We start from the raw sequence: 20,468 nt of genomic DNA, 5'->3' as shown, positions 1-20,468 counted from the left end.
ACGCCAGCCCGTCCGCGTTCATCTCCGACTTCGACCGCGAGTTCGGCTACACGCCGGGTCGCGCCGCCGCGATGCGGCGTACGGCTGACATCCCGGCGCCCCGCGCGGCGCGGAGTTTCCGGCGCCCGCCCGCCCCCTGACCGGCCCGGTCCTGCCGGAACGGGTGGCGCGGTCACCTGCTCAGCTCATCGTGGCCTTCGGGGCGCCCATGCCCGGGTCGATCCGGGCCGGACCGGCGGCCGAGGGGCGGATGTCGAAGTCGAAGATCTCGGTGGGCAGGTAGACGGTCGCGCAGGAGTTGGGGATGTCCACCACGCCGGAGAGCCGGCCCTCGATGGGTGCGGCGCCGAGCAGCAGGTACGCCTGTTCCGGCTGGTAGCCGAACCGGGTCAGGTAGTCGATGGCGTGCAGGCAGGCGCGCTGGTACGCGAGCTGCGAGTCGAGGTACCGCTGTTCGCCGTCGAGCGTGACGGACATGCCGGAGAAGGCCAGCCACCGGGAGAACTGCGGCGGGGTGTCGCCCGGGATGAAGATGGCGTTCTCGGCGACGCCGTACGTCTGCATGCCGTTCTTGATCAGGTCCACGTGCAGGTCGATGAACCCGCCCATCTCGATGGCGCCGCAGAAGGTGATCTCCCCGTCGCCCTGGGAGAAGTGCAGGTCGCCGACGGACAGGTTGGCTCCCGGCACGTACACCGGGTAGAAGACCCGGCTGCCGACTGTGAAGTTCTTGATGTCCTGGTTCCCGCCGTTCTCCCGGGGCGGAGCGGTGCGCGCCGCCTCCGCGGCCACCCGGTCGAAGTCGGCGCCGCTGAGGCCGCCGAGGATCGCGTCCTGCGGCTCGGGAGGCAGGGCCAGGGGCGGCACCCGGTCCGGCGCGGTGGCGATCAGCGCACCCTCCCGCCGGTTCCAGGTGGCCAGCAGCGACGCGGACGGGGCGGTGCCCATCAGCCCCGGGTGGGCGATCCCGGTGAACGAGACCCCGGGGATGTGCCGGGAGGTGGCCGTGCGGCCGGTGAAGTCCCAGACCGCCTTGTAGGCGTCGGGGAACTGCTCGGTGAGGAAGCCGCCGCCGTTGCCGGTGGGGAAGATGCCCGTGTAGCCCCAGCCCTGGCCGGCCAGCGGACCGGACTCCTGCGGGATCGGGCCCATGTCGAGGATGTCGACCATGAGCAGGTCGCCCGGCTCGGCGCCCTCGACGGCGAACGGGCCGCTGAGCGCGTGGACCCGGGTCAGTGGCGCGTCCCGGATGTCCTCGGCGGAGTCGTCGTTGTGGATCGCGCCGTCGAACCACTCACGGCAGTGGACGCGGAACGACTGTCCGGGCCGTACCGTCGCCACGGGCGGGATGTCGGGATGCCAGCGGTTGTGCCCGACCTTCTCCTGGTCGGTGAACCTCTTGGCGGAGTCGAGGGGGAACAGCAGTTCAGGCACGGCGTCGAGCCCTTCTCGTGGTCACCATCGCGGCAGGCGGGCGTGGGCCGGGTCGGTCGAGCGGCGTGCCGGGCGACGACCGGGTACCCGCCCGACCACCTCCGGCTGTTCCGCGCTGCGCTCGGTCCGGTCCATGGCCTCGCGCAGCGCCGCCGGCATGCGGCCCAGCCGGGGCGCGGCGAACACCCGCGTCGTCGGGTTCCCGCACCGGGGACAGTCCGTCGACGGACCCGCGGCGCCGACCGGCAGCGTGACGTCGAAGCTGCCGTCCTGCCGGCAGCGGTACTCGAAGGTGGCCATCGCCGTTCCCGTCTGGGCCTCTCGTGCGTGCGGGTGGCCGTTCCGCGGCCACTCACCCCGTCTTCCCGATTGTGGGCGATCGGCGGCAGAAGCGGCGCAAAACGACGAATGAGACGGAACTTCCGCCGTCGCGACGGACCGGCTGGGCCGCCGCACCGACCGAGGCGTGAGGTATGTTGGCGATCATCGATGGGTTGACCGCATCGTCGACGTATGGCAGCCGTCTGTTCGTCCTCGCTGTTCCGCCGCCTGCGGCCGGGTCTGCCGGCCGCCGCCGTGCTGGCCACGGCGGTGCTCGCAACCGCGCTGACCGCCGCGCCGTCGGCCGGCGCCGGCACCGCGTACCCCCAGGTCGCGCCGGCGCCCGGCGGCGCCGCGGCCTTCGCGGCGGAGCCGACCGGGACCGCGCCGCCGCCGCCCACGTCGACGCCGAGCACGCCCAGCACCACGCCGTTCCCGCCGAGCGCGCCCACGAACCTGACCGCCACCCGGGTACGGAGCACGTCGGTCACCCTCACCTGGACGGCCGCCACGCGCGGCTGCTGCCCCGTCGTCGGGTACGACATCACGTACTACCAGGCGTTCGACGACGTGGTGTACGGCGTCAGCCTCGGCGACGTCACCACCGCCACGATCACCACCTACATCCAGCCCGGCCGGCAGTACTCGTTCCGGGTGTCGGCCCGCGACGGCGACGGCCGCCGTTCGCCCTCCACCGACGCGCTGACGGTGGTCACGCCCGTGACGGACACCGGCCCGGACACGACCCCGCCGAGCGCCCCGCAGAACCTCACAGTCGGCGACGTGACCGCCTCGACCGCCACGCTGTCCTGGTCGCCGTCGACCGACGACACCGGCGTGCTCGGGTACGACGTCTACCGGTTCGACGGCTGGTACACCTCGACGCGCGTGGCCACCGTGCCGGGCACCACGTACACGGCCGCGCTGCCCCCGGAGACGCCGCTGCGCACCCTGTACTACGTGCGGGCCCGGGACGCCGCCGGCAACGTGTCGATCGCGTCCAACACGGTCACCCTGCCCACGACGACCACGCCGCCGCCCCCGCCGCCCTCGACCTGCCGGGTGACCTACCGGAACCAGTCCGAGTGGCCCGGCGGTTTCGTGGCGACCGTGACGGTCCAGAACACCGGGACGACGCCGGTCGACGGCTGGATCGTCACCTTCAGCTTCCCCGGGGACCAGCAGGTCACCACCGCCTGGAACGCCACCGTCGGCCAGACCGGTGCCGCCGTGACCGCCCGCAACGCCGACTGGAACCGCGTCATCGCGCCGAACGGCGCCACGACCTTCGGCTTCCAGGGGCGCTGGAGCGCGAGCGACGCGCCGCCGACCGGCTTCTCGCTCAACGGCGCCCCCTGCACTGCCGGCTGAGAGGAAGTCTCGTGACCACACCCCACCGCCGTCGGACCCTGGCCGGGGCCGTCACGGCCGTCGTCCTCGCCGCCACCACCACATTCGGGGGTACGCCGGCGCCAGTCGCCGCCGCGAACACGCTCAGCATGCGGGGCGCCGACGTCTCGTCGTTGCAGCGCAGCCTGGATCTGGGCGCGAAGTACCACGACGCCAACGGGGTCGCCCGCGATCCGCTGGACATCCTCAAGTCCGTCGGCGTCAACTACGTCCGGCTGCGCGTCTGGAACAACCCGGCCAGCGGCTACAACAACAAGAGCAGGGTGCTGGCCCAGGCGCGCACGGCCAAGGCGAAGGGCCTCAAGGTACTGATCGACTTCCACTACTCCGACACCTGGGCCGACCCCGGCAAGCAGTACAAGCCGGCCGCCTGGTCCGGGCACAGCCTGAGCCAGCTGCGAAACGACGTGTACGCGTTCACGTACGACGTCTGCGCCGCCCTGCGGGGGCAGGGCACCCTGCCCGACAGCGTGCAGATCGGCAACGAGATCAACGTCGGGATGCTGTGGAACGAGGGGAAGGTCGTCAACAACGACTTCGGCCCGCTGGCCGGCCTGCTGAAACAGGGCTACAACGCGGTGAAGGCCTGCGGCGGCGGCATCCCCGTGATGATCCATACCGCGAACGCCGACAGCAACGCCAACGCCCGTTGGTTCTACGACGGCATCCGTGCCCAGGGCGTGCAGTGGGACATGACGGCGCTGTCCTACTACTGCATGTGGCACGGCAGCCTGGCGATCCTCTACGACAACATCGTCGACCTGCGCGGCCGTTACGGGAAGCCGGTGGTGATCGTGGAGACCGCGTACCCCTTCACCCGGGACGACGCGGACGGCCAGCCGAACGTCATCGGTGACGCGACCTGCGACGGCATCAGCGCGACCTGGGCCGGGCAGGCCCAGGAGTTCGACTGGGTCCAGAACACCGCCCGCAACGCCGGCGCGATCGGGGTCTTCTACTGGGAACCCACCTGGTACGCCGTCCCCGGCAACGGCTGGGACCCGGCGAACATCAACGGCACCGGGAACGGATGGGACAACATGGCCCTCTTCGACTGGTTCGGGCGGGTGAACCCGGGGGTGCGCTGGACGCCCTGACGGATCGGCTCGCGCACCCCCCAGCTCAGCGCATGAGCAGCCGGCGTATCGAGTGGCGGCGGCCCCACGCGATGAACACGAACAACGCGAACAGCACCACGGGCGTGAGCACCAACGCGCCGCCGTCCAGGATGAACGCCTGGGTGATCGCGGCGCCGACCATGAGCAGCGCGAGCCCGACGGCGGCCAGCCCGGCGAGCCGCGGCACCAGCAGCCCGATGCCACCGGCCAGCTCCAGCAGGCCGACGAGATAACGGAACCAGGGCGCGGCGCCCATGTCCTCGAAGGTCTGGACTGCGTTGGCCTCGCCGAACAGCTTGGGACCGGCGGAGGCGACGATGAGGAAGACTCCGAGGACGCCCTGCAGCGCCCACAGCGTCCGGTGCAACCCGCGTGCGACGGGCGGGGGAGTGGTGTCGACGACGGTCATGGTTCTCGTCCCTCCTGGCGGTCGGGTGTTCCGCATCCGATCGGATACACCAGCTCAGACCGGCGGAGGCAGCCGAACTCATCGCGGAGTCCAGCTGGTTCAGCTGATTGGCGACGGAGGCTCGTGGTTCTGGGATGCGAGGCGTCGCTGCAGGCGGTCGGATTGAGCGACCGATCCGCCGCCTACGCCGAGGCCCCGCCGAGCTGCATGATAAAAGCGGTCCCGACTCGCGTTCGCCTGCTGGACCAGTTCCAGTAATGGCCCGGAGTTCTCGTCGACGCCACGGGCTCGGTGTTCGAGTCTCCAGACTGCCTCCCGCCAGTCCTGTGCGGCCATGACGGTGGAAGCGTCTCCGAGCAGCAAGAGTCTTTCCCAGACGAGGGTGTGCCTGATGTCGGCCTCGGCGAGCCGAGGAAAAGCTTCTGCTTCGTTCAGCCCTGTGCGGTACTTGTCCCCGGCCGCTGTAGCCAGCACCTTCAGCGATATCGCCTGAATCTCCTTAAGTACCTGGGCGAACTCGCTGTATGCCTCCAGTCGTCGTTCGTCCCACCGCACGGCCTGGCCGCGCTTCCACTGGCTTCTGGCGGACAGGAAGGCCACCAGGCCTGTGCCCAAGGCACCGACAACGACGCCGAGCAACGCCGGCAACTGTGAGATGAACGCGTCCATCGGCGCAAGAGTGTCATTCGGCGGCAACCGGTCGGGCGGGGCCTCCTTCTTCGATCTTCAGGCCGACGGTTGTCCGCGCCGCTATGTCCGCGCGGCTACGCGGTCCGACTATCCCCAGGCGCGTTCGAGGGCCAGAGCCAGCCGCCTCGTCCACTGCCCTTCGGTTCCCTCGATCCCGGGGTACTCGTCGACGAAGTTGTCCCACTCGATGCTCCACGTCAGCTACCCCGCAGCACGACACGTCGCCCAGCCCGGGCTGCGGCTCTACGGCCGTACCGTCGGGCTGCGGTGATGCCGGGGCGAGGGCGCGTGTACCCCTGCGGCCGCCCGTCCGGCCGTACCATCTCCCGGTGAAGCTCCGCCGTCGGCTGGTCGCCGTGCCACTCCTCCTGGCGGTGGAGGCGACGGCGTTCGCGCTGCTCGTCACCGAGTCCGTGACGGGTGCGATCATCGCCGCCGGCCTGACCTGCCTGTCGTTGTGGCTGCACCTCGTCCTGCACGAGTGCGGGCACCTGGTCGTGGCGAAGCTGCTGGGTCTGCCGGTCGTCGCGGTCCGTATCGCGCCCTTCAACGGTTGGCGCAACGAGGTGTCGGTCCGGCCTTCGCCGTCGACGACGGCGTTACCGCTGCGGATGGTGCTGTTCTACCTCGGTGGCCCGCTGGCCAACCTGTGCGCCGCGACGGCACTCGTCGTCGCGTCCGGGTACACCGGTACGGCCTTGACGCGGTTGACGTTGTTCGGCGCCGCGTTCGTCGGGGCGCTGCTCGGCCTGACCAACCTCGTTCCGGGGCGTTCGACCCGCAGCGACGGCCACAACCTGCTCCGCTGGCTCCGGGCTCCGGCCGCCGCCCGTGATGCGCTGCGGGCGGGCTACTACCAGGAGGAGGTGGTCAGGGCACTGCGGGCGGTCGTCCGAGCGGGTGGTGTCGTCCACCGGGCCGGGATTCAGGCCCGCGCCGGCAGCGATCCGCTCCTGGCCCTCGCTGCCTACCAGCAGAGACTGAGCACGGCACACACGCAGTCGGCGGAACTGGTCGAGGAGGCCGAGCGGCTCGCGGCGCTGGCCCGCGCGGGCAGCACCGATCCCGCGGCTGCCGCGGCCATCGGTCAGACGCTGAGCGTCCAGTTCGGGTTGTGGTACCTGTACGCCGCGGTGGTGACCGGTTCGCCGGTGGCCCGCCGGGAGGTGCGGGAGATCTCGGAACTGGCCGGGATCGCCGCCCGGACACAGCCGCACGCGTTCTCCGCCCGGATCGCGATGAGTCTGGCTCATCTGCTCAACCAGCGGCCCGAGGATGCGCGATCGCTGCTTCTCGACGTCCGCCCCGGTAGCGAACCGGCCGACCTCTGTGCCGTCGCGCTCCTTCTGCGGGCGGCCGCCGAGTCGTATCTCGGCAACCACGCCGCCGCGGACCACCTCCTCCGCGCGGCCCGCGGCGACTACCCGCAGCTGGCGCAGCTCGTGGGCGCGATCCGGGCAGCCGACCCGGCACCGCCCCTGTTCGCGCCGGTGCCGGTGGCCGGCGCCTGACCGGACTGCCGGGCCGGCGGCTGCGGTCAGTCCTCGAAGCCCGCCGGGTGGGCGTCTCCGACGGCGTTCAGCAGCACACCCTGCTCCAGCAGCGCCTTGCAGGCGCAGAGGACCATAGTGAACCCGCCCATCGAGTCGATCGCCTTGCTGACGGCCTGGTCGGCGGTCCCGGCGAAGCCGGTCTCGGTGACCCGGACCAGCGTGGTGTCGCCCTCGCCCGGCAGGAACCGCCACTCGACCTGGGTGGGGGACTCCGGATCCCACTCGGCCAGGATGCGGCGGTTCTCCTCCACGTCCTTGACGGTCACGACGGTGGAGACGCCGTACATCTCCCATTCCCAGGTGACGACGGCGCCGGGTTCCAGCCGGCCGCTGCTCCTGGTGAACCAGAACTTCGTGGTCACGGCCGGGTCGGCGAACGCGTGGAAGACCTCGGCGGCGGGCCGGCGGATGAGCATCTGCGCGGTGATGACAGGGGGGCGGGTCAGACGGTCACTGTCCACGAGGGTCACTATATGGCCGGGAAGCACCGTGCCGGGCCACGTGCGGATGACCGGGGAGGACCGGAATTCGCTTGAGCGGTGCCGCGACATGGGTCAGAGTCGTTCCATGATCTCCAACCGGAAGGGCGGCGACGCCCCGGCGCGATGAGCGCCCCCACGCGGCGCGACGGCGCCGCGAAGACCCCGCACGACCTGTGGCAGCAGGCGGTCCGGATCCGCCAGGAATGGCTCGACCACGCCCTGTCCACGCAACCGGCCGACCGACCGGCTGCCGAGCGCTGCCTGACCGCCCTCTACGCGAGGGCGTCGCGGCCGCGGCCCCGGTTCGAGTGGGTCGACTCGCCGGACGAGGCGATGCCGCTGGTCGGCGGCTGGCCCACACTCGACCACCTCCACGAACGCATCCGGGCGGCACGGCCGGCCCGGACACCCCTGCTGGCGAGCGACATCGCCATGATCGTCTCCCAGCTCCGGGGCGCGCTGAGCGCGGGCGTCGTGCACACCGATCCCGAGCTGTCACCCGCGCGTACGGGCAAGGCCAAGGAGCCGTGGCCCGAGCTGGCGCCGCTGCGGGCGCTGGACAGCGGCGTACCGCTCGCGGTCGTGCTGCACCAGGGGGTACGGGCGGCGCTGCACCGGAGCCTCGCGCACGGGTTCTACCTGCCGGTGCGTGGGGCGCTCGCGAACGACGGCCCGGTGCCCGTGTGCTGGTACGGGCAGCAGGACGCGTCCTGGATCGCCTACTACGACCTGCTGCGCCGGCTCGGCCTCGCCCGGTACGGGCCGGAGGAGGCCGGGCACCTCGACACCTGGGCCGACCTGGCCCGCTCCTGCGGCTGGTGGTGGCCGGGGGAGGAGGTCTGCGTCGTCGTGGACCGGCCGCAGACGATCCGGACCGAGCCGGTCCCCGGTACGCCGCACGACCGGATCCGGCTGCGGCCCGACGGTGTCCGCTATCGCGATGGCTGGCAACCACTGCGCGGCGGCGCGGGCGCCGATCCGGGATGACGGGCGGGCGCAGACCTTGATTGGATAGGCGACGGTAAATAGATTGGGCTCGGGCGCCGCCGAGGTCCGCACACCGGACCCCGGCGGCTGACCGGGCCGCCTTCGAGCCGGGCACATCGGTCGTACGCATCGACCACGTGGCGCATCGCCGCGCCGCACCCTCCCGCGCTGCGGCGTCCGTCCCGGACGCGCGTCGCTGCGCCCTGTCCCACGCCGAAGGACTTCCCATGACGATTCTCCGTGCCCGCCCCGCCCCGCTCGTGGCGGCCGTCGCCGCGCTGGCCGCCGTCACCGCGGCCGGTACGGCGCTGCTCACCGGCCCGGCCGCAGCCGCACAGGGCTGCCGGGTCGACTACACACCCAACCAGTGGCCCGGCGGGTTCACCGCGAACATCAAGGTGTCACCGGGTGACACAGCCGTCTCCGGCTGGACCGTCACCTGGACGTACGCCAGGGACGAGCGCGTCACGAACGGCTGGAACGCCACGGTGAGCCAGTCCGGGTCGACGGTGACCGCCCGCAACATGTCGTACAACGGCAGCATCCCGGCCGGCGGCTCGACCGAGTTCGGCGTGCAGGGCACGTTCGGCACCGCCGGCGGCACGCCGACCGGGTTCAGCCTGAACGGCGTACCGTGCAACGGCGCCGGCACGACCACGCCGCCGCCCACCACGACGGCGCCGACGACCGCCCCGCCGACCACCGCCCCACCGACCACGGCGCCGCCCACGACCGCGCCGCCCACGACGGCCCCGCCGACCACGCCTCCGCCCACGACGCCACCTCCCACGACGCCTCCGCCGACCACCCCGCCGCCGAGCGGGTGCACGGGCGCGGTGCTCTGCGACGGCTTCGAGAACCAGACCGGTTCGACGCCCTCGGGTGACTGGGGCGTGGTGAGCCCTGACTGTTCCGGCGCCGGCACGGCCACCATCGACACGGCCACCACGCACAGCGGCAGCCGCGCGGTCCGGATCAACGGCGCCGCAGGCTACTGCAACCACGTGTTCGTCCGGACCACGAAGAACCTCAGCAACCTGGGCAGCGTCCGGTACGCGCGGATCTGGGTCCGGCACACCACCGCCCAGCCCACCGACCACACCACGATGATCACCATGTCCGACGCCGCCGACGGCAACCGGGACCTGCGCCTGGGCGGCCAGAACGGCGCGCTCCAGTGGAACCGCGCCTCCGACGACGCCACGCTGCCCGAGCAGAGCCCGGCCGGTGTGGCGCAGAGCGTGCCGCTGCCCACCAACCGCTGGGCCTGCCTGGAGTTCATGGTGGACGGCTCGGCCGGCCAGTTGCGTACCTGGCTGGACGGCGTCGCCGTGACCGGGCTGACCGCCGACGGCGTACCGACGCACGACATCGACGGCCAGTGGTACAACCGCACCTGGCGACCGCAGCTCACCGACCTGAAGCTGGGCTGGGAGAGCTACGGCGGCGGTGCCGACACCCTCTGGTACGACGACGTGGCGATGGGCTCCACCCGCATCGGCTGCTGACCCATTGCGAGTGGAACGTCACGGGTGCCGAACGCGTGCGCAGGCACCCGTGGCGTTCCACCGGGCGGCTCAGTGCTCGACGGTCATCCGCTGGGTGCCGATCACGGAGAGCAGCCGCAGCGCCTCCTCCGAGGGTGAGCCGGGCGTGGCGGTGTAGATGACCACCTGCTGGTCGCGGTCGGTGATGTCGAGGACGTCGCAGTTGACGGTCACCGGGCCGACCAGCGGGTGCCGGAACGTCTTGCACAGCGTCCGCGCGCCGCCCACCTCGTGGGAGGCCCACAACCGGGCGAACTCCTCGCTCCCGGCGTGCAGCTCCGCGATCAGCGCGGCCATCTCCGGGTCGTCCGGGTAGCGGGCCGCCGCGGCGCGCAGCCGCCCGACCGAGTGGCGGGCGAACTCGCCCACGTCCGACACGTCGTACAGCCCCGCGCCGTGCAGGTGCGGGCCGAGGAACGCCCGCCGGACCAGGTTGCGGTCCCGCCGGGGCACTGCGGAGAAGTCCTCCATGAGCGCCGCCGCGAGATCGTTCCAGGCGATCACCTCGAACGCCGCCGAGGTCACGAACGCCGCCGCCTGCGGCAGCCGGTGCAGCAGGTCCAGCACGCTCTGCCGTACCTCCCGGGGTGGTCCGGGCGGCGGCCCCGGCGGCTCCCCGGCCAGGTGGTGGAGGTGGTCGCGTTCGGCGTCGGAGAGCCGCAACGCGCGGGCCAGCCCGGCCAGCACCTCCCGCGACGGACGCGGACCCCGGCCCTGCTCCAGCCGGGTGTAGTACTCGGTCGAGATGAACGCCAGCCGCGCCGCCTCCTCGCGGCGCAGCCCCGGCGTGCGGCGGCGCTGCCCGGCGGGCAGGCCCACGTCGGCCGGGGCGATCCGCTCCCGCCTGCTGCGCAGGAACACTGCCAGCTCACGTCGGTCCACGACCCCAGTGTGCCCGCGTGCGGCGGGCGTAACCAGGTACCGCCGGTGCCTGGATGGGCTCCGCGGCCGGACGCAGGCTTGCGGCATGGACACCACACGAAACACTCAGGGCCTGCTCGCCGGCAAGGTCGCTTTCGTCACCGGCGCCGGGCGCGGCATCGGCGCTGCGGCGGCCCGGCTGTTCGCCGCCGAGGGCGCCCGGGTGCTGCTCGCCGCACGCACCGAGGACCAGCTGAAGGCGGTCACCGAGCAGGTCCGGGCCGCGGGCGGCACCGCCGAGTACGTCGTCTGCGACCTGGCCGACGCGGCAAGCGTGCGCGCCGCCGTCGACCGCACGGTCGAGGTGTACGGGCGCCTCGACGTCGCCTTCAACAACGGCGCGACGATCGTGCCGCCCGGACCGATGGACCGGGTGCGCGAAGAAGACTTCGACCACGTCTACACCGTCAACCTGAAGGGGCCGTGGCTCGCCATGGTCGCCGAGGTCGCGGCGATCCGGGCCACCGCCGGCACCGGCGCGATCGTCAACAACTCCAGCGTCGGCAGCCTGATGGGCAACCCCGCGCTGCCCGCGTACGGGGCGATGAAGCGCGCGGTCAACAGCCTCACCGAGTCCGCGGCGGTCACCTACGGGCCGGAGGGCATCCGCGTCAACGCGATCGCCCCGGGCAGCACGCTCACCGAGATGATGCGGTCCTGGGACGCCGAGTCGCCCGGGATCATCGACCGTCTCGCGGCGGCCACGCCGCTGCGCCGGGCCGCCGAGCCCGACGAGATCGCCCAGGCCGCCGCCTGGCTGCTCAGCGACCGCGCCTCCTTCGTGACCGGTACGGTGCTGCGGGTCGACGGCGGCGCGCGGGCCTGACCCGGCTCAGACGGTGGCGTCCTGGACCGGCCGGGGCCCGGCCGTGCCGGCCGTCACGGGGGAGGGCCGGAAGCCCTTGACGACCAGGTAGACGCCGAGCGAGAACTCCCACACCGCGATGGGGAGCGCGGCGACCGCCGCCACCGCTGACAGCCGGTCCCAGGCGCCGAACAGGGTGCCCAGGTCGGAGGCGACGAGCAGCGGCGCGCCCACCAGGCCGAGCACCGGCAGCACGCGCGGCACGAGGCGCGACTGGTACAGCAGGGTGCCCAGCAGCAGCGCGTTCACGGCCGGCAGGAACCCCTGGCTGAGCAGGAAGACGGAGTCGTAGAACGCGACGAGCATCCGGCCGGTGAGGGGCGCGTCCGGCCCGGCGTCGGACTCCCGCAGCGCGACGAGCGTCAGGATGCTCGCCACACCGGCGAGGATGCCGGCGGCTTCGAGCACCCGGGCGCCGACGAGACCCAGCGCCCGGGCCTGCCCCTGGTGCTTGAGCACCGGGTACAGCGCGGCGGCGGTGCCGATGCAGGCGAGCGCGACGACCACCTCCAGAACGCCGCCGAGGACGACCGGGGCCGGCGACGTGGTGCCGAGGACGTAGTCCGACTCGCGGACCGGGGCGTACAGGCCGACGGTGGGGATCGAGACGAAGGTGAGCAGGTACGCGCCGCCGGCGACCAGCGAGATCTTCCGCAGTGGGTCCATCGGGGCCTCCTCCGTCACCGCCCGGCCGATGGTGGTCGTGCCCTCACTCTCCTGTGGACCGGCGCGGCGGCGCATCGGCCGCTCGGGCAGTCACCTCGCGCGATGCGCGCGGGCCACCGGCACGGCATGCCGGTGGCCCGCGCGCGTCAGCGGCTCATCGCGTACGCCACCACGAGCGCGACGAGCGCCAGCGCGGCCAGCACCGCCGCCACGATCTTCGCCGTGCTGTAGGGACGCTCGCCGATGACCTCACCGGTCCGCGCGTTCACCAGGACCTGGTACGACCGGCCCGCGTGCAGGTACGCGGCGATCCACACCGGCAGCAGGACCAGCTTGTACGACACGTCGGAGTACGCGGTGTCCACGGCGGACACCCGTTGCTCGTCGCCGCCGATGTCCGACCGGCAGTCCCGCTCGATGACCGGCGCCATCCGCGCCTTCGCCTCGATCAGCCCCGCCTCGGGCTCGGTGTCGTACCGCAGGGCCTGGTATCCGGCCAGGTAGTCGCCGTGGAACGCGGTCACCTCGGCCAGCGGCCACGGCGCCAGCTTGTCCAGCTGCTCGGTGGGCAGGTGGGTGGTGGCCGGCACCAGCACGTCGTCGAAGTCCCGGCGGACGGTGCCGGCGGCCGGGTGCCACCGCGTGTGCCGCACCTGCCGGGTCCGCGTCTCCTGCCTGCCGTCGACTGTCACCGTGTACGTCTCGGTGACGTAGTAGTGCTCGCCCCGCTGGCCCTGGTAGTCGGACACGGTCCGCGCGTCGAACGTCCAGTGCGGCAGGTACGTGCCCTTGAGCGTCTCCGCCTCGCTGATCTTCTTCAGGCTCCCGGGCGCGAACCAGCGGCTGCGGCACCACTGGCCCAGGGCCGTCCGCACGCCGTTGCGGTCGACGGCGAACGGCAGCACCGCCTCGGGCGCGATCAGCTCACCCGCCCCGGCGTCGGCCACCAGCGGGGTGGCGCAGAACTGGCAGCGCTGCGCCAGCGCGTCGCTCTCCGTCCGGGCGCCGCAGCCGGGGCAGACGAACGTGTGCGCACCGACGCTCGCCACCGGCTTGCGGGGCAGCGACGCCAGATCCGCGTACGCGTGCTCGCGCACCTCCCGGCCCGTGCCGGCGATCTCCTGCCGGTGCCCGCAGTACGGGCAGCTCAACGCGGTCGTGCCCGGCGCAAACTCCACCCGGGCACCGCAACCCCCGCACTGGTACGAGGGCGGGGAGACAGCCGTGTCGCTCATTGCGGCGGCAGCGGCGGCGGAACGCTGGCGAGCACCGGCGCCAGTTCGGGCACCTGCCCGGCCTGCTGCCACTGCGCCATGCCGGCGCGCCAGACGAGCGTGTCCGCGGCGAGCGCGCCCGCATTCGCCTGCTCGGCCAGCCCGCCGAGGTCGTACGGGCCCTGGCGCTGGCCGCCGACGCCCACGTACCACTGGGCCTGGCCCGGCAGCGGCGGCGGCTCGGCGGCGGCCGGCTGCGCGGGGGCGGGCTGGGCCGGTGCCGGCTGCGTGGCCGCGCCACCGCCCATGGTCCGGGCCATCTGCTGGCCCATCGCCATGCCCATGCCCAGGCCGATGCCCGCGCCCGCCTCGCCACCCGGGTTGTTCGCCGCGGCCTCCATCGCGTTCGCGGCCTGGAAGCGGGTGTACCGGTCCAGGTCGCCGACCGCGCCCATGCTGGTCCGCTTGTCCAGCGCCTGCTCGACCTCCGGCGGCACCGACACGTTCTCGATGACGAACTTGGGGATCGCGATGCCGACCTCGGCCAGTTCCTCGGTCAGCACGGCGGCCAGCCGCCGGCCGATCGCGTCCTGGTGCGCGGCGAGGTCCAGCAGCGGCACGCCGGCCGTGGCGAGCGCGCCGCCGAGGCGTCCCACCATGAGCTGCCGCAGGTACTCCTGCACCTCCTCGGTGCGGAACTGCGGGTCGGTGCCGACCAGCTCCCGCAGCAGCCGCGACGCGTCCACCACGCGGGCCGCGAAGGCGCCGAACGCCCGCACCCGGACCACGCCGAACTCGGCGTCGCGCAGGATGACCGGGTTCTGGGTGCCCCACTTCATGTCGGTGAACTGCCGGGTGTTGACGAAGTACACCTCGGCCTTGAACGGGGAGTTGAAGCCGTACTTCCAGCCCTTCAGGGTGGACAGGATCGGCAGGTTGCGGGTCTCCAGCGTGTACGTCCCGGGCGGGAAGACGTCGGCGATCTTCCCCTCGTTGACGAACACCGCCGTCTGGGACTCCCGGACGACCAGTTTGGCGCCCATCTTGATCTCGTTCTGATACCGGGGGAACCGCCAGACCATCGTGTCGCGGCTGTCGTCCAGCCACTCGATGATGTCGATGAGTTCGCCCCGGAGCTTGTCCATCAGCCCCATCGCAACCCTTTCCTCGGCGCCGGTCTCCGGCGTCGCGGGCGACCATAGCAACCGCCCGCCACCTGCGAAAAGAGCACGATTCTGCGCCTATCGGCGCCCACCGATCGGGGTTGCTCAGCCGGTTTCGCCGGCCATCGATTCGCCCGTGGCCGTACGCTGCTCCGGAATCCGGGACAGCCGGCCGGGGGTATCGACGACGTGCTCGGTCTCCTGCACCAGATAGTGCGGACGGCGTTTGGTCTCGTAGTAGATCCGGCCGATGTACTCGCCGATCACCCCGAGGATCATCATCTGGATGCCGCCGAGCCCGATCACGCTGACGATGATCGTGGTGTAGCCGGGCACGTCGATGCCCTTCTCCACGGCGTCCGCGACCACCCAGGCCATGTAGCCCACCGCGATGAGCGTGAGGAACAGGCCACCGTAGATGGCCAGGCGCAACGGCCGGTTGTTGAACGACAGCAGGCCGTCGAACGCGTAGTTGAACAGCTTGCCGAACGTCCAGCGGCTGCGCCCGGCCTGCCGGGTCTCGTTGCGGTGCGCCACCACCGCGGTGCGGAAACCGATCCACGAGAACAGGCCCTTGGAGAAACGGTTGTACTCCGGCATCGCCAGGATCGCGTTCACCGCGAGCCGGGACAGCAGCCGGAAGTCGCCGGCGCCGTCGAGCAGGCGGACGTCTATCCACCAGTTGACCAGCCGGTAGAAGGAGCGCGACGCCACCATCCGGACGAACCGGTCACCGCGGCGGTCCCGGCGGGCGATCACCTGGTCGAACCCCTGCCGGTAGAGCATCACCATCTCGGGCAGCAGCCGCGGCGGGTGTTGCAGGTCGGCGTCCATGATGACGACCGCGTCGCCGGTGGCCCGTCGCAGGCCGGCGAGCATGGCCGCCTCCTTGCCGAAGTTGCGGCTCAGCGACGTGTAGCAGACGGCCGGATCGGCCGCGGCGAGCCGGCGCAGCGCCGCCAGCGTGCCGTCCTCGCTGCCGTCGTCGACGTACACCACCTCGACGTCCACGTCGGACAACTCGGCGAGCGCGGCGCTGAGCATCTCGTGCAGCCGCTCCACCGACGCTTCCTCGTTGAAGCAGGGCACCACCACGGACAGCCGCACGGTGCTCACCCCGCCCGGCCCGGGCACACGCGCCCGGCGCCCACGGTGTCAGAGGCGGTAGACAAGCGTGCCATCGACATCCTCCCGGGTGATGCCCAGCCCGTCGACCGGCCGGGTCTCGATGCCCTCCCACGGCGTTCCCGCCGCGCGGCTCGGCACCGCGACGACCGACCGCACGCCGATCCCGCGCAGGTAGGCCACGCTGCCCGCGTCGGGGAACGTCGCCACGGCGACCCGCGTCTGGGCCTGGGTGACCGGCTCGAAACCGCCCAGCCCGTTGGTGATCCGGGGGAACCCGTCGGTCGACCAGAGCATGTAGTTGAGGTCGCCCACCCCGCCGGCGGGCAGCACCAGCACCGGCTCCGGCGCAGTCCGCATCGCCGCCGGCGGCGTCGGCACGGCCGGGTGCGGCGTGCGGTTGACGCCCTCCAGCGTGACCAGGGCGAGCGGCACCAGCAGGACCAGCGCCGCCACGGCCCGGGACGCGCGCGCGGCCGCGGGCCGGCGCCACGACTCGGCCAGCGCGGTCACCAGCCCGGCGGCCAGCACCGCGAGCAGCAGGCTGGTCCAGTGCATCATCCGGCCCGGGGTGCGCAACGCGTCCCAGCCCGGCAGGAGCGTGGACAACGTCAGGTAGCCGGGGTCGCCGTCCCCGCCGAGCGTGGCGCCCAGGCCCAGCAGCACGGTGCCGGCCACGCCGAGCCCCAGCGCGACGCGGTGCCGCACCGGGAACGCCGAGACGAACAGCCCCGCCGCGGCCAGCCCGATCAGCGTCATGCCCGGTAGCAGCGCCATCTCCGGCGGCCAGGTCAGCTGCTCGCGGGCGGCGGCGTGCCGTTCCCCCCACAGCCACGAGTCGCCGGGCGCGGTGACGAACCCGATCAGCGGCGGGGAGAACATCTTGGTCCAGTCCAGCGACCGGACGGCCTGCGGGTTGAGGTCGACCACGCGCAGGTAGACCAGCCCGAGCAGCAGCGTCACGGTGCCGAACACGGCGCCTCCGGCCAGGTCGGCGATCAGCAGCCGCCGGCCGAACGGGGGCCGCTCCCGTTTGCGCCACCAGGACCAGCCGTAGCAGCCGGCCGCAACCAGCGCGGCGGCCAGCAGGAAGTAGACGAGCGGCAGCCCGATGCCGAAGCCGAGCGTGACCTGCCAGGCCGCGACGAGCCACCCGGCCACCGCCCAGCCGGGCTTGCGGCGTTCCGGCCGGTAGCCGTGGCGCAGCGACCAGCCGTGACCGCGCGCCAGCATCGCCAGCGCCAGCGCGATCCCGCCGCTGGACAGGATGTTCAGGTGGCCGGAGTGCGCCAGCCGCCAGGGCGCGTACGCCCACGCGATCCCGGCGACCGCCCCGCCCCAGCGGTTCGCGCCGAGCTGCCGGGCCAGCGCGTACGCCCCGAGGAACGCCAGCGCGTGCAGCAGCACGTAGAGCACGTTGTAGCGGATCACGGCGGCCTCGAAGCCGGAGCCGATCATCCCGAACGGGGCGTACCCGAGCAGCGTGTCGCTGTAGGCGTACGTGTAGCGCTCCGGATAGAACGTGTTCGAGTTCCAGAGGTTGGCCGGGTCGTTGAGCAGCGCGTGCCCGGACCAGGCGACCTGCCACGCCTGCAACGTCGGGTCACCGAGGTCGCCGGGGATCGTGGTCGCCGGGTGCCGCATCGTCGGCCAGGTCAGCACCACCGCCAGCAGCAGGCTGCCGAGGATCGCCAGCGTCCACTCCGGGTTCGGCCGCCACCGGCGTCTGCCGTCCGCAGGCCGTTCGTCGGAGGGGCGGTCGTCCGAGGGCCGGTCGGCGGGAGGCTGCTCGGGACCGGTGTCCTCAGCGGTCGGCGGGGCGACGGCGGGCCGGATCTTCATGGGATAGATGCTTCACGATGCTGCTGGTCCTGTCGATCCGCTGTCCGAAATATGGTTGAAACTTCCGGCCGGAATACCGGAAGGACCGGCTACGCGAACCGGTCGGCGAGCGTCGTCAGCTTGCTGACGTACGCCGGCCAGTCGTAGCCCCCGGGGATGTTCCTGTTGTCCCGCCCCAGCCCGATCGCTGCGTCGTGCTGCTCGCGCATGATGTCGGCGTGACCGGCGTGCCGGGCCAGGTCGACGCAGACGTGCACGATGACCTGGTGCAGCGTGACGTCCTGCCGGCCGGGTCCCCACCACGGCACCCGCCCCGGCGCGTCCAGCGGCAGCGCCTCGATCGTCTCGTCCGCGAACGCACCCACGCGGCGGTACAGGTCGATCAGCCCGTCCTTGGTCTCGTCCTCCCGGGCGTACCAGTCCGCCTGCGGGTCCGCGTCGACCGCGTCGTCCGGGACCAGCTCCCCGGGGGTGGGGAACTCCCGGCCGAACGTGGTCCCGAAGTAGCCGGCCTCGACGTTCAGGCAGTGCTTGAGCAGGCCCAGCAGGTTGTTGCCGGTCGCGGTGCGGGGAAGCCGGGCGTCGCGTTCGCTCAGCCCGTCGAGCTTCCAGATCAGGTCCTCCCGGATCCCGCGCAGGTATGCGTGCAGCGCGGTCTTCGGGTCCTTCGGTGCGGTCATGCCCGACACTCTGCCCTACGGGTCGGACATCGTGGGGGCGGCGGTCAGCCGGTCTGGCTGCTGTCCTTGTGCGCGCCCCACCCGTGCCAGCGCTCGATCTCGATCCACGCGCTGACCCGGGCGCGGTCCCGGCGCGGGTACGGCCGCCCGGTGTAGTGCTGCGAGATCCGGTCGATGTCCGTCAGGCCCTCGTCGTCACGCAGCTCGACCACCCGCCCGATGAGGCTGACGTGGGTGTACCAGTTCCCCTCGTCCAGCACGGTCAGGGAGACCCGGGGATCGTTGCGCAGGTGCGCCAGCCGGCGGCGGCCCTCGTCCATGTTCACCAGGACGCGGCCGTCCTCCCAGAGATACCAGGTGGCCGCGGACACCGGCTGGCCGTCGCGAAGCGTGGCGATGACGGCGGGATTCGGTTTGCCCAGCATGGCGACGGCGGGCTCGGGCAGCGGCGGTTTCGACATGGTTCGCACTCTACGTACCCGCGGGGTCCGCCGCTGGTCATGCGGCGGACGCCGCCCGGACGGGCTCCCCGGCGGCGTCCGCCGGAAAGCCCGTCTCGTGCCGGTCAGGCGCGGGCGCTCCACTGCTGGTTGGTGCCGCCGTGGCAGTCCCAGAGGTTGATCCTCGTCCCGTTGGCGGTGCCGTAGCCCGCCGCGTCCAGGCAGCGCCCGGACTGGACGCCGCTGATCGTGCCGTTGGCGTTGAGGTTCCACTGCTGGTTGGGTTGGCCGTTGCAGTCCCAGATGATCACGCTGGTGCCGTTCGCGGTGCCCCGCCCACTGGCGTCGAGGCACTTGTTGCCGAGCACCTGCAACTGCTTGGCCGAGGTGTAGGTCCAGCGCTGCATCGTGCCGCCCCAGCAGTCGTACAACTGCACCGCGGTGCCGTTCGTGGTGCTGCCGTTCGGCACGTCCAGGCACCGGCCCGAGCCGGCGCCGACGAGCTGCACGTTCTGGTACGTGCCGCCGCCGCTGCCGGGGGTGCCGATGCTGCCGGACACCGACTGCAACGCGCGGTACCAGACCGCGGCCATCTTGTCGTAGCCGGTGGCGGTCGGGTGGATGCCGTCGATCAGGTCGGCGGTGGTCAGCGCCGAGTACTGGTCGACCAGGTGGACCCGCTTGCCGGCGTTCACCTTCGACTGCACGATGCCGGGCAGCGCGGCGTTGAACGTGCGCACCGCCGCCGCCTGGCCGGAGTTGGCGAGCGGGATGATCTGGGCGACGAAGACGTCCGCGTTCGGCGCCGTGGTGGTGATGCGGTCGATGAGTGAGGAGAGCCGGTTCGGCGCGGTCGAGACGTTGTAGTTCTGCAGGATGTCGTTGGTGCCGATGTGCAGCAGCACGCTGCGCGGCTGGTAGGCGTTCAGCCAGCCGGTGATGTTGGCGTCGATCTGGTCGATGCGCCAGCCCGGGTGCCCCTCGTGGTCGTGGTCGCCGAGGCTGCCCGGCCCGTTGAACTGCGAGCCGACCAGGTCGACCCGGTAGCCGCCGCCGGCCAGCCGCTGCCACAGGCCGATCCGGTAGCCGCCCGGCACCTGGGTGCCCTCGGTGATCGAGTCACCGAGCGGCATCACCCGGGTGCCGCCGTTGGACTCGGCGCCCGCCGGCCCGGCCGGCGTGAGCACACCGGCGGCCAGCAGCGCCAGCGCGGCGCCCGCGGTGAGCCATCTCCTCACTCTGGTACGCATGAACGCTCCTCTCACGAGCCGGTGCAGGTCAGGGACGGGGTGGTGGGCGAGCCGTCGGCGATGAAGCCGAACGTGGTGGAGCCGGACGCGGGCACCGAGCCGTTGTACGCGGCGTTGCTGACGGTCGCGGTGGAGCCGCTGGTGCTCAGCGTGCCGCTCCAGACCTGGTTGATGCTCTGGCCACCGGCCAGGTTCCACCGCACGGACCAGCCGTTGAGCGCCGCGGCGCCGGCCGTGACCGTCACCTCGGCCTGGAAACCACCGGACCAGGAGTTGGTGGTGCGGTAGGTGGCGGTGCAGGCGCCGCCGGTCGGCGGCGGCGTGCTGGGCGGCGGGGGAGAGGAGGGCGGC

The 20,468-nt window shown here is 72.3% G+C and carries 21 protein-coding genes; 6 read left to right on the top strand and 15 right to left on the bottom strand.

The window, feature by feature from the left end:
- Nucleotides 1–180 precede the first annotated feature (180 nt).
- Nucleotides 181–1,434, bottom strand: coding sequence for a formamidase (gene fmdA, locus EAD96_RS11220; RefSeq protein WP_121684223.1), 1,254 nt, complete (start codon nt 1,432–1,434; stop codon nt 181–183).
- Nucleotides 1,435–1,455: 21 nt separating this feature from the next.
- Nucleotides 1,456–1,734 (bottom strand): FmdB family zinc ribbon protein, encoded by a 279-nt coding sequence (locus tag EAD96_RS11215; protein ID WP_121684222.1) that lies wholly within the window; start codon nt 1,732–1,734, stop codon nt 1,456–1,458.
- 213 nt (nt 1,735–1,947) lie between these two features.
- Here EAD96_RS11215 and EAD96_RS11210 point away from each other — a divergent pair, with 213 nt between their 5' ends.
- Nucleotides 1,948–3,126 carry a cellulose binding domain-containing protein gene (locus EAD96_RS11210; protein WP_121684221.1) on the top strand — a complete coding sequence of 393 codons (1,179 nt, stop codon included), beginning with the start codon at nt 1,948–1,950 and terminating at the stop codon, nt 3,124–3,126.
- 11 nt (nt 3,127–3,137) lie between these two features.
- Nucleotides 3,138–4,262, top strand: coding sequence for a glycosyl hydrolase 53 family protein (locus EAD96_RS11205; protein WP_121684220.1), 1,125 nt, complete (start codon nt 3,138–3,140; stop codon nt 4,260–4,262).
- 25 nt (nt 4,263–4,287) lie between these two features.
- Here the strand turns inward: EAD96_RS11205 and EAD96_RS11200 are convergent, their stop codons facing one another.
- Together EAD96_RS11200 and EAD96_RS11195 are read right to left on the bottom strand one after the other, a co-directional pair.
- Nucleotides 4,288–4,692, bottom strand: coding sequence for a DoxX family protein (locus EAD96_RS11200; protein ID WP_121684219.1), 405 nt, complete (start codon nt 4,690–4,692; stop codon nt 4,288–4,290).
- A gap of 99 nt (nt 4,693–4,791) precedes the next feature.
- A complete protein-coding gene (locus EAD96_RS11195; RefSeq protein ID WP_121684218.1) occupies nt 4,792–5,361 on the bottom strand; it encodes a hypothetical protein in 570 nt (189 codons plus the stop codon).
- A gap of 350 nt (nt 5,362–5,711) precedes the next feature.
- Here EAD96_RS11195 and EAD96_RS11190 point away from each other — a divergent pair, with 350 nt between their 5' ends.
- Nucleotides 5,712–6,893 carry a hypothetical protein gene (locus EAD96_RS11190; protein ID WP_121684217.1) on the top strand — a complete coding sequence of 394 codons (1,182 nt, stop codon included), beginning with the start codon at nt 5,712–5,714 and terminating at the stop codon, nt 6,891–6,893.
- A 26-nt stretch (nt 6,894–6,919) separates the two neighbouring features.
- Here EAD96_RS11190 and EAD96_RS11185 read toward each other — a convergent pair whose 3' ends face one another.
- A complete protein-coding gene (locus EAD96_RS11185) occupies nt 6,920–7,351 on the bottom strand; it encodes an SRPBCC family protein (RefSeq protein ID WP_368666027.1) in 432 nt (143 codons plus the stop codon).
- A 189-nt stretch (nt 7,352–7,540) separates the two neighbouring features.
- Between EAD96_RS11185 and EAD96_RS11180 the strand changes: the two genes are divergently transcribed.
- Both EAD96_RS11180 and EAD96_RS11175 read left to right on the top strand, forming a co-directional pair.
- Nucleotides 7,541–8,404: a DUF6745 domain-containing protein gene (locus EAD96_RS11180; RefSeq protein WP_121684216.1), complete on the top strand. Its 864-nt coding sequence runs from the start codon at nt 7,541–7,543 to the stop codon at nt 8,402–8,404.
- A 227-nt stretch (nt 8,405–8,631) separates the two neighbouring features.
- Nucleotides 8,632–9,912 carry a cellulose-binding domain-containing protein gene (locus EAD96_RS11175; RefSeq protein WP_121684215.1) on the top strand — a complete coding sequence of 427 codons (1,281 nt, stop codon included), beginning with the start codon at nt 8,632–8,634 and terminating at the stop codon, nt 9,910–9,912.
- A gap of 69 nt (nt 9,913–9,981) precedes the next feature.
- On the opposite strand, the gene EAD96_RS11170 is transcribed toward EAD96_RS11175, so the two are convergent.
- Nucleotides 9,982–10,833, bottom strand: coding sequence for a helix-turn-helix transcriptional regulator (locus EAD96_RS11170; RefSeq protein ID WP_121684214.1), 852 nt, complete (start codon nt 10,831–10,833; stop codon nt 9,982–9,984).
- An 85-nt stretch (nt 10,834–10,918) separates the two neighbouring features.
- On the opposite strand from EAD96_RS11170, the gene EAD96_RS11165 reads away from it, so the two are divergent.
- A complete protein-coding gene (locus EAD96_RS11165) occupies nt 10,919–11,698 on the top strand; it encodes an SDR family NAD(P)-dependent oxidoreductase (protein ID WP_121684213.1) in 780 nt (259 codons plus the stop codon).
- 6 nt (nt 11,699–11,704) lie between these two features.
- On the opposite strand, the gene EAD96_RS11160 is transcribed toward EAD96_RS11165, so the two are convergent.
- The 9 genes from EAD96_RS11160 to EAD96_RS11120 form a co-directional block, all read right to left on the bottom strand.
- A complete protein-coding gene (locus EAD96_RS11160) occupies nt 11,705–12,403 on the bottom strand; it encodes a DUF4386 domain-containing protein (protein WP_121684224.1) in 699 nt (232 codons plus the stop codon).
- A gap of 146 nt (nt 12,404–12,549) precedes the next feature.
- Nucleotides 12,550–13,581 (bottom strand): hypothetical protein, encoded by a 1,032-nt coding sequence (locus EAD96_RS11155; protein WP_233585643.1) that lies wholly within the window; start codon nt 13,579–13,581, stop codon nt 12,550–12,552.
- 53 nt (nt 13,582–13,634) lie between these two features.
- Nucleotides 13,635–14,771, bottom strand: a complete 1,137-nt coding sequence (locus EAD96_RS11150) for an SPFH domain-containing protein (RefSeq protein ID WP_121684211.1) — start codon at nt 14,769–14,771, stop codon at nt 13,635–13,637.
- A 114-nt stretch (nt 14,772–14,885) separates the two neighbouring features.
- Entirely contained in the window at nt 14,886–15,896 is a 1,011-nt protein-coding gene (locus tag EAD96_RS11145) for a glycosyltransferase family 2 protein (protein ID WP_121684210.1), read from the bottom strand.
- A gap of 39 nt (nt 15,897–15,935) precedes the next feature.
- Nucleotides 15,936–17,747, bottom strand: a complete 1,812-nt coding sequence (locus EAD96_RS11140; RefSeq protein ID WP_121684209.1) for a hypothetical protein — start codon at nt 17,745–17,747, stop codon at nt 15,936–15,938.
- Between the two features lie 89 nt (nt 17,748–17,836).
- On the bottom strand, nt 17,837–18,427 hold the full coding sequence (locus EAD96_RS11135) for a DinB family protein (RefSeq protein ID WP_121684208.1): 591 nt from the start codon (nt 18,425–18,427) through the stop codon (nt 17,837–17,839).
- Nucleotides 18,428–18,471: 44 nt separating this feature from the next.
- Entirely contained in the window at nt 18,472–18,888 is a 417-nt protein-coding gene (locus EAD96_RS11130) for a PPOX class F420-dependent oxidoreductase (RefSeq protein ID WP_121684207.1), read from the bottom strand.
- 104 nt (nt 18,889–18,992) lie between these two features.
- Nucleotides 18,993–20,117, bottom strand: coding sequence for a ricin-type beta-trefoil lectin domain protein (locus EAD96_RS11125; protein WP_121684206.1), 1,125 nt, complete (start codon nt 20,115–20,117; stop codon nt 18,993–18,995).
- 11 nt (nt 20,118–20,128) lie between these two features.
- Nucleotides 20,129–20,468 (bottom strand): cellulose binding domain-containing protein (locus EAD96_RS11120; RefSeq protein WP_199733136.1); only part of this gene is annotated, 340 nt, incomplete at its 5' end.

Source organism: Micromonospora sp. BL1 (assembly GCF_003667485.1).
GTDB lineage: Bacteria > Actinomycetota > Actinomycetes > Mycobacteriales > Micromonosporaceae > Micromonospora > Micromonospora tulbaghiae.
This window is presented reverse-complemented; position numbering and strand designations above follow the sequence as displayed.

Excerpts from the sequence above, each read along its gene's own strand:
- EAD96_RS11130 (WP_121684207.1), bottom strand. The coding sequence starts at position 18,888 with ATGTCGAAACCGCCGCTGCCCGAGCCCGCCGTCGCCATGCTGGGCAAA.
- EAD96_RS11185 (WP_368666027.1), bottom strand. The coding sequence starts at position 7,351 with ATGCTCATCCGCCGGCCCGCCGCCGAGGTCTTCCACGCGTTCGCCGAC.
- EAD96_RS11215 (WP_121684222.1), bottom strand. The coding sequence starts at position 1,734 with ATGGCCACCTTCGAGTACCGCTGCCGGCAGGACGGCAGCTTCGACGTC.
- EAD96_RS11195 (WP_121684218.1), bottom strand. The coding sequence starts at position 5,361 with ATGGACGCGTTCATCTCACAGTTGCCGGCGTTGCTCGGCGTCGTTGTC.
- EAD96_RS11200 (WP_121684219.1), bottom strand. The coding sequence starts at position 4,692 with ATGACCGTCGTCGACACCACTCCCCCGCCCGTCGCACGCGGGTTGCAC.
- EAD96_RS11160 (WP_121684224.1), bottom strand. The coding sequence starts at position 12,403 with ATGGACCCACTGCGGAAGATCTCGCTGGTCGCCGGCGGCGCGTACCTG.
- EAD96_RS11125 (WP_121684206.1), bottom strand. The coding sequence starts at position 20,117 with ATGCGTACCAGAGTGAGGAGATGGCTCACCGCGGGCGCCGCGCTGGCG.
- EAD96_RS11150 (WP_121684211.1), bottom strand. The coding sequence starts at position 14,771 with ATGGGGCTGATGGACAAGCTCCGGGGCGAACTCATCGACATCATCGAG.
- EAD96_RS11175 (WP_121684215.1), top strand. The coding sequence starts at position 8,632 with ATGACGATTCTCCGTGCCCGCCCCGCCCCGCTCGTGGCGGCCGTCGCC.
- EAD96_RS11140 (WP_121684209.1), bottom strand. The coding sequence starts at position 17,747 with ATGAAGATCCGGCCCGCCGTCGCCCCGCCGACCGCTGAGGACACCGGT.
- EAD96_RS11180 (WP_121684216.1), top strand. The coding sequence starts at position 7,541 with ATGAGCGCCCCCACGCGGCGCGACGGCGCCGCGAAGACCCCGCACGAC.
- EAD96_RS11165 (WP_121684213.1), top strand. The coding sequence starts at position 10,919 with ATGGACACCACACGAAACACTCAGGGCCTGCTCGCCGGCAAGGTCGCT.
- EAD96_RS11135 (WP_121684208.1), bottom strand. The coding sequence starts at position 18,427 with ATGACCGCACCGAAGGACCCGAAGACCGCGCTGCACGCATACCTGCGC.
- EAD96_RS11210 (WP_121684221.1), top strand. The coding sequence starts at position 1,948 with ATGGCAGCCGTCTGTTCGTCCTCGCTGTTCCGCCGCCTGCGGCCGGGT.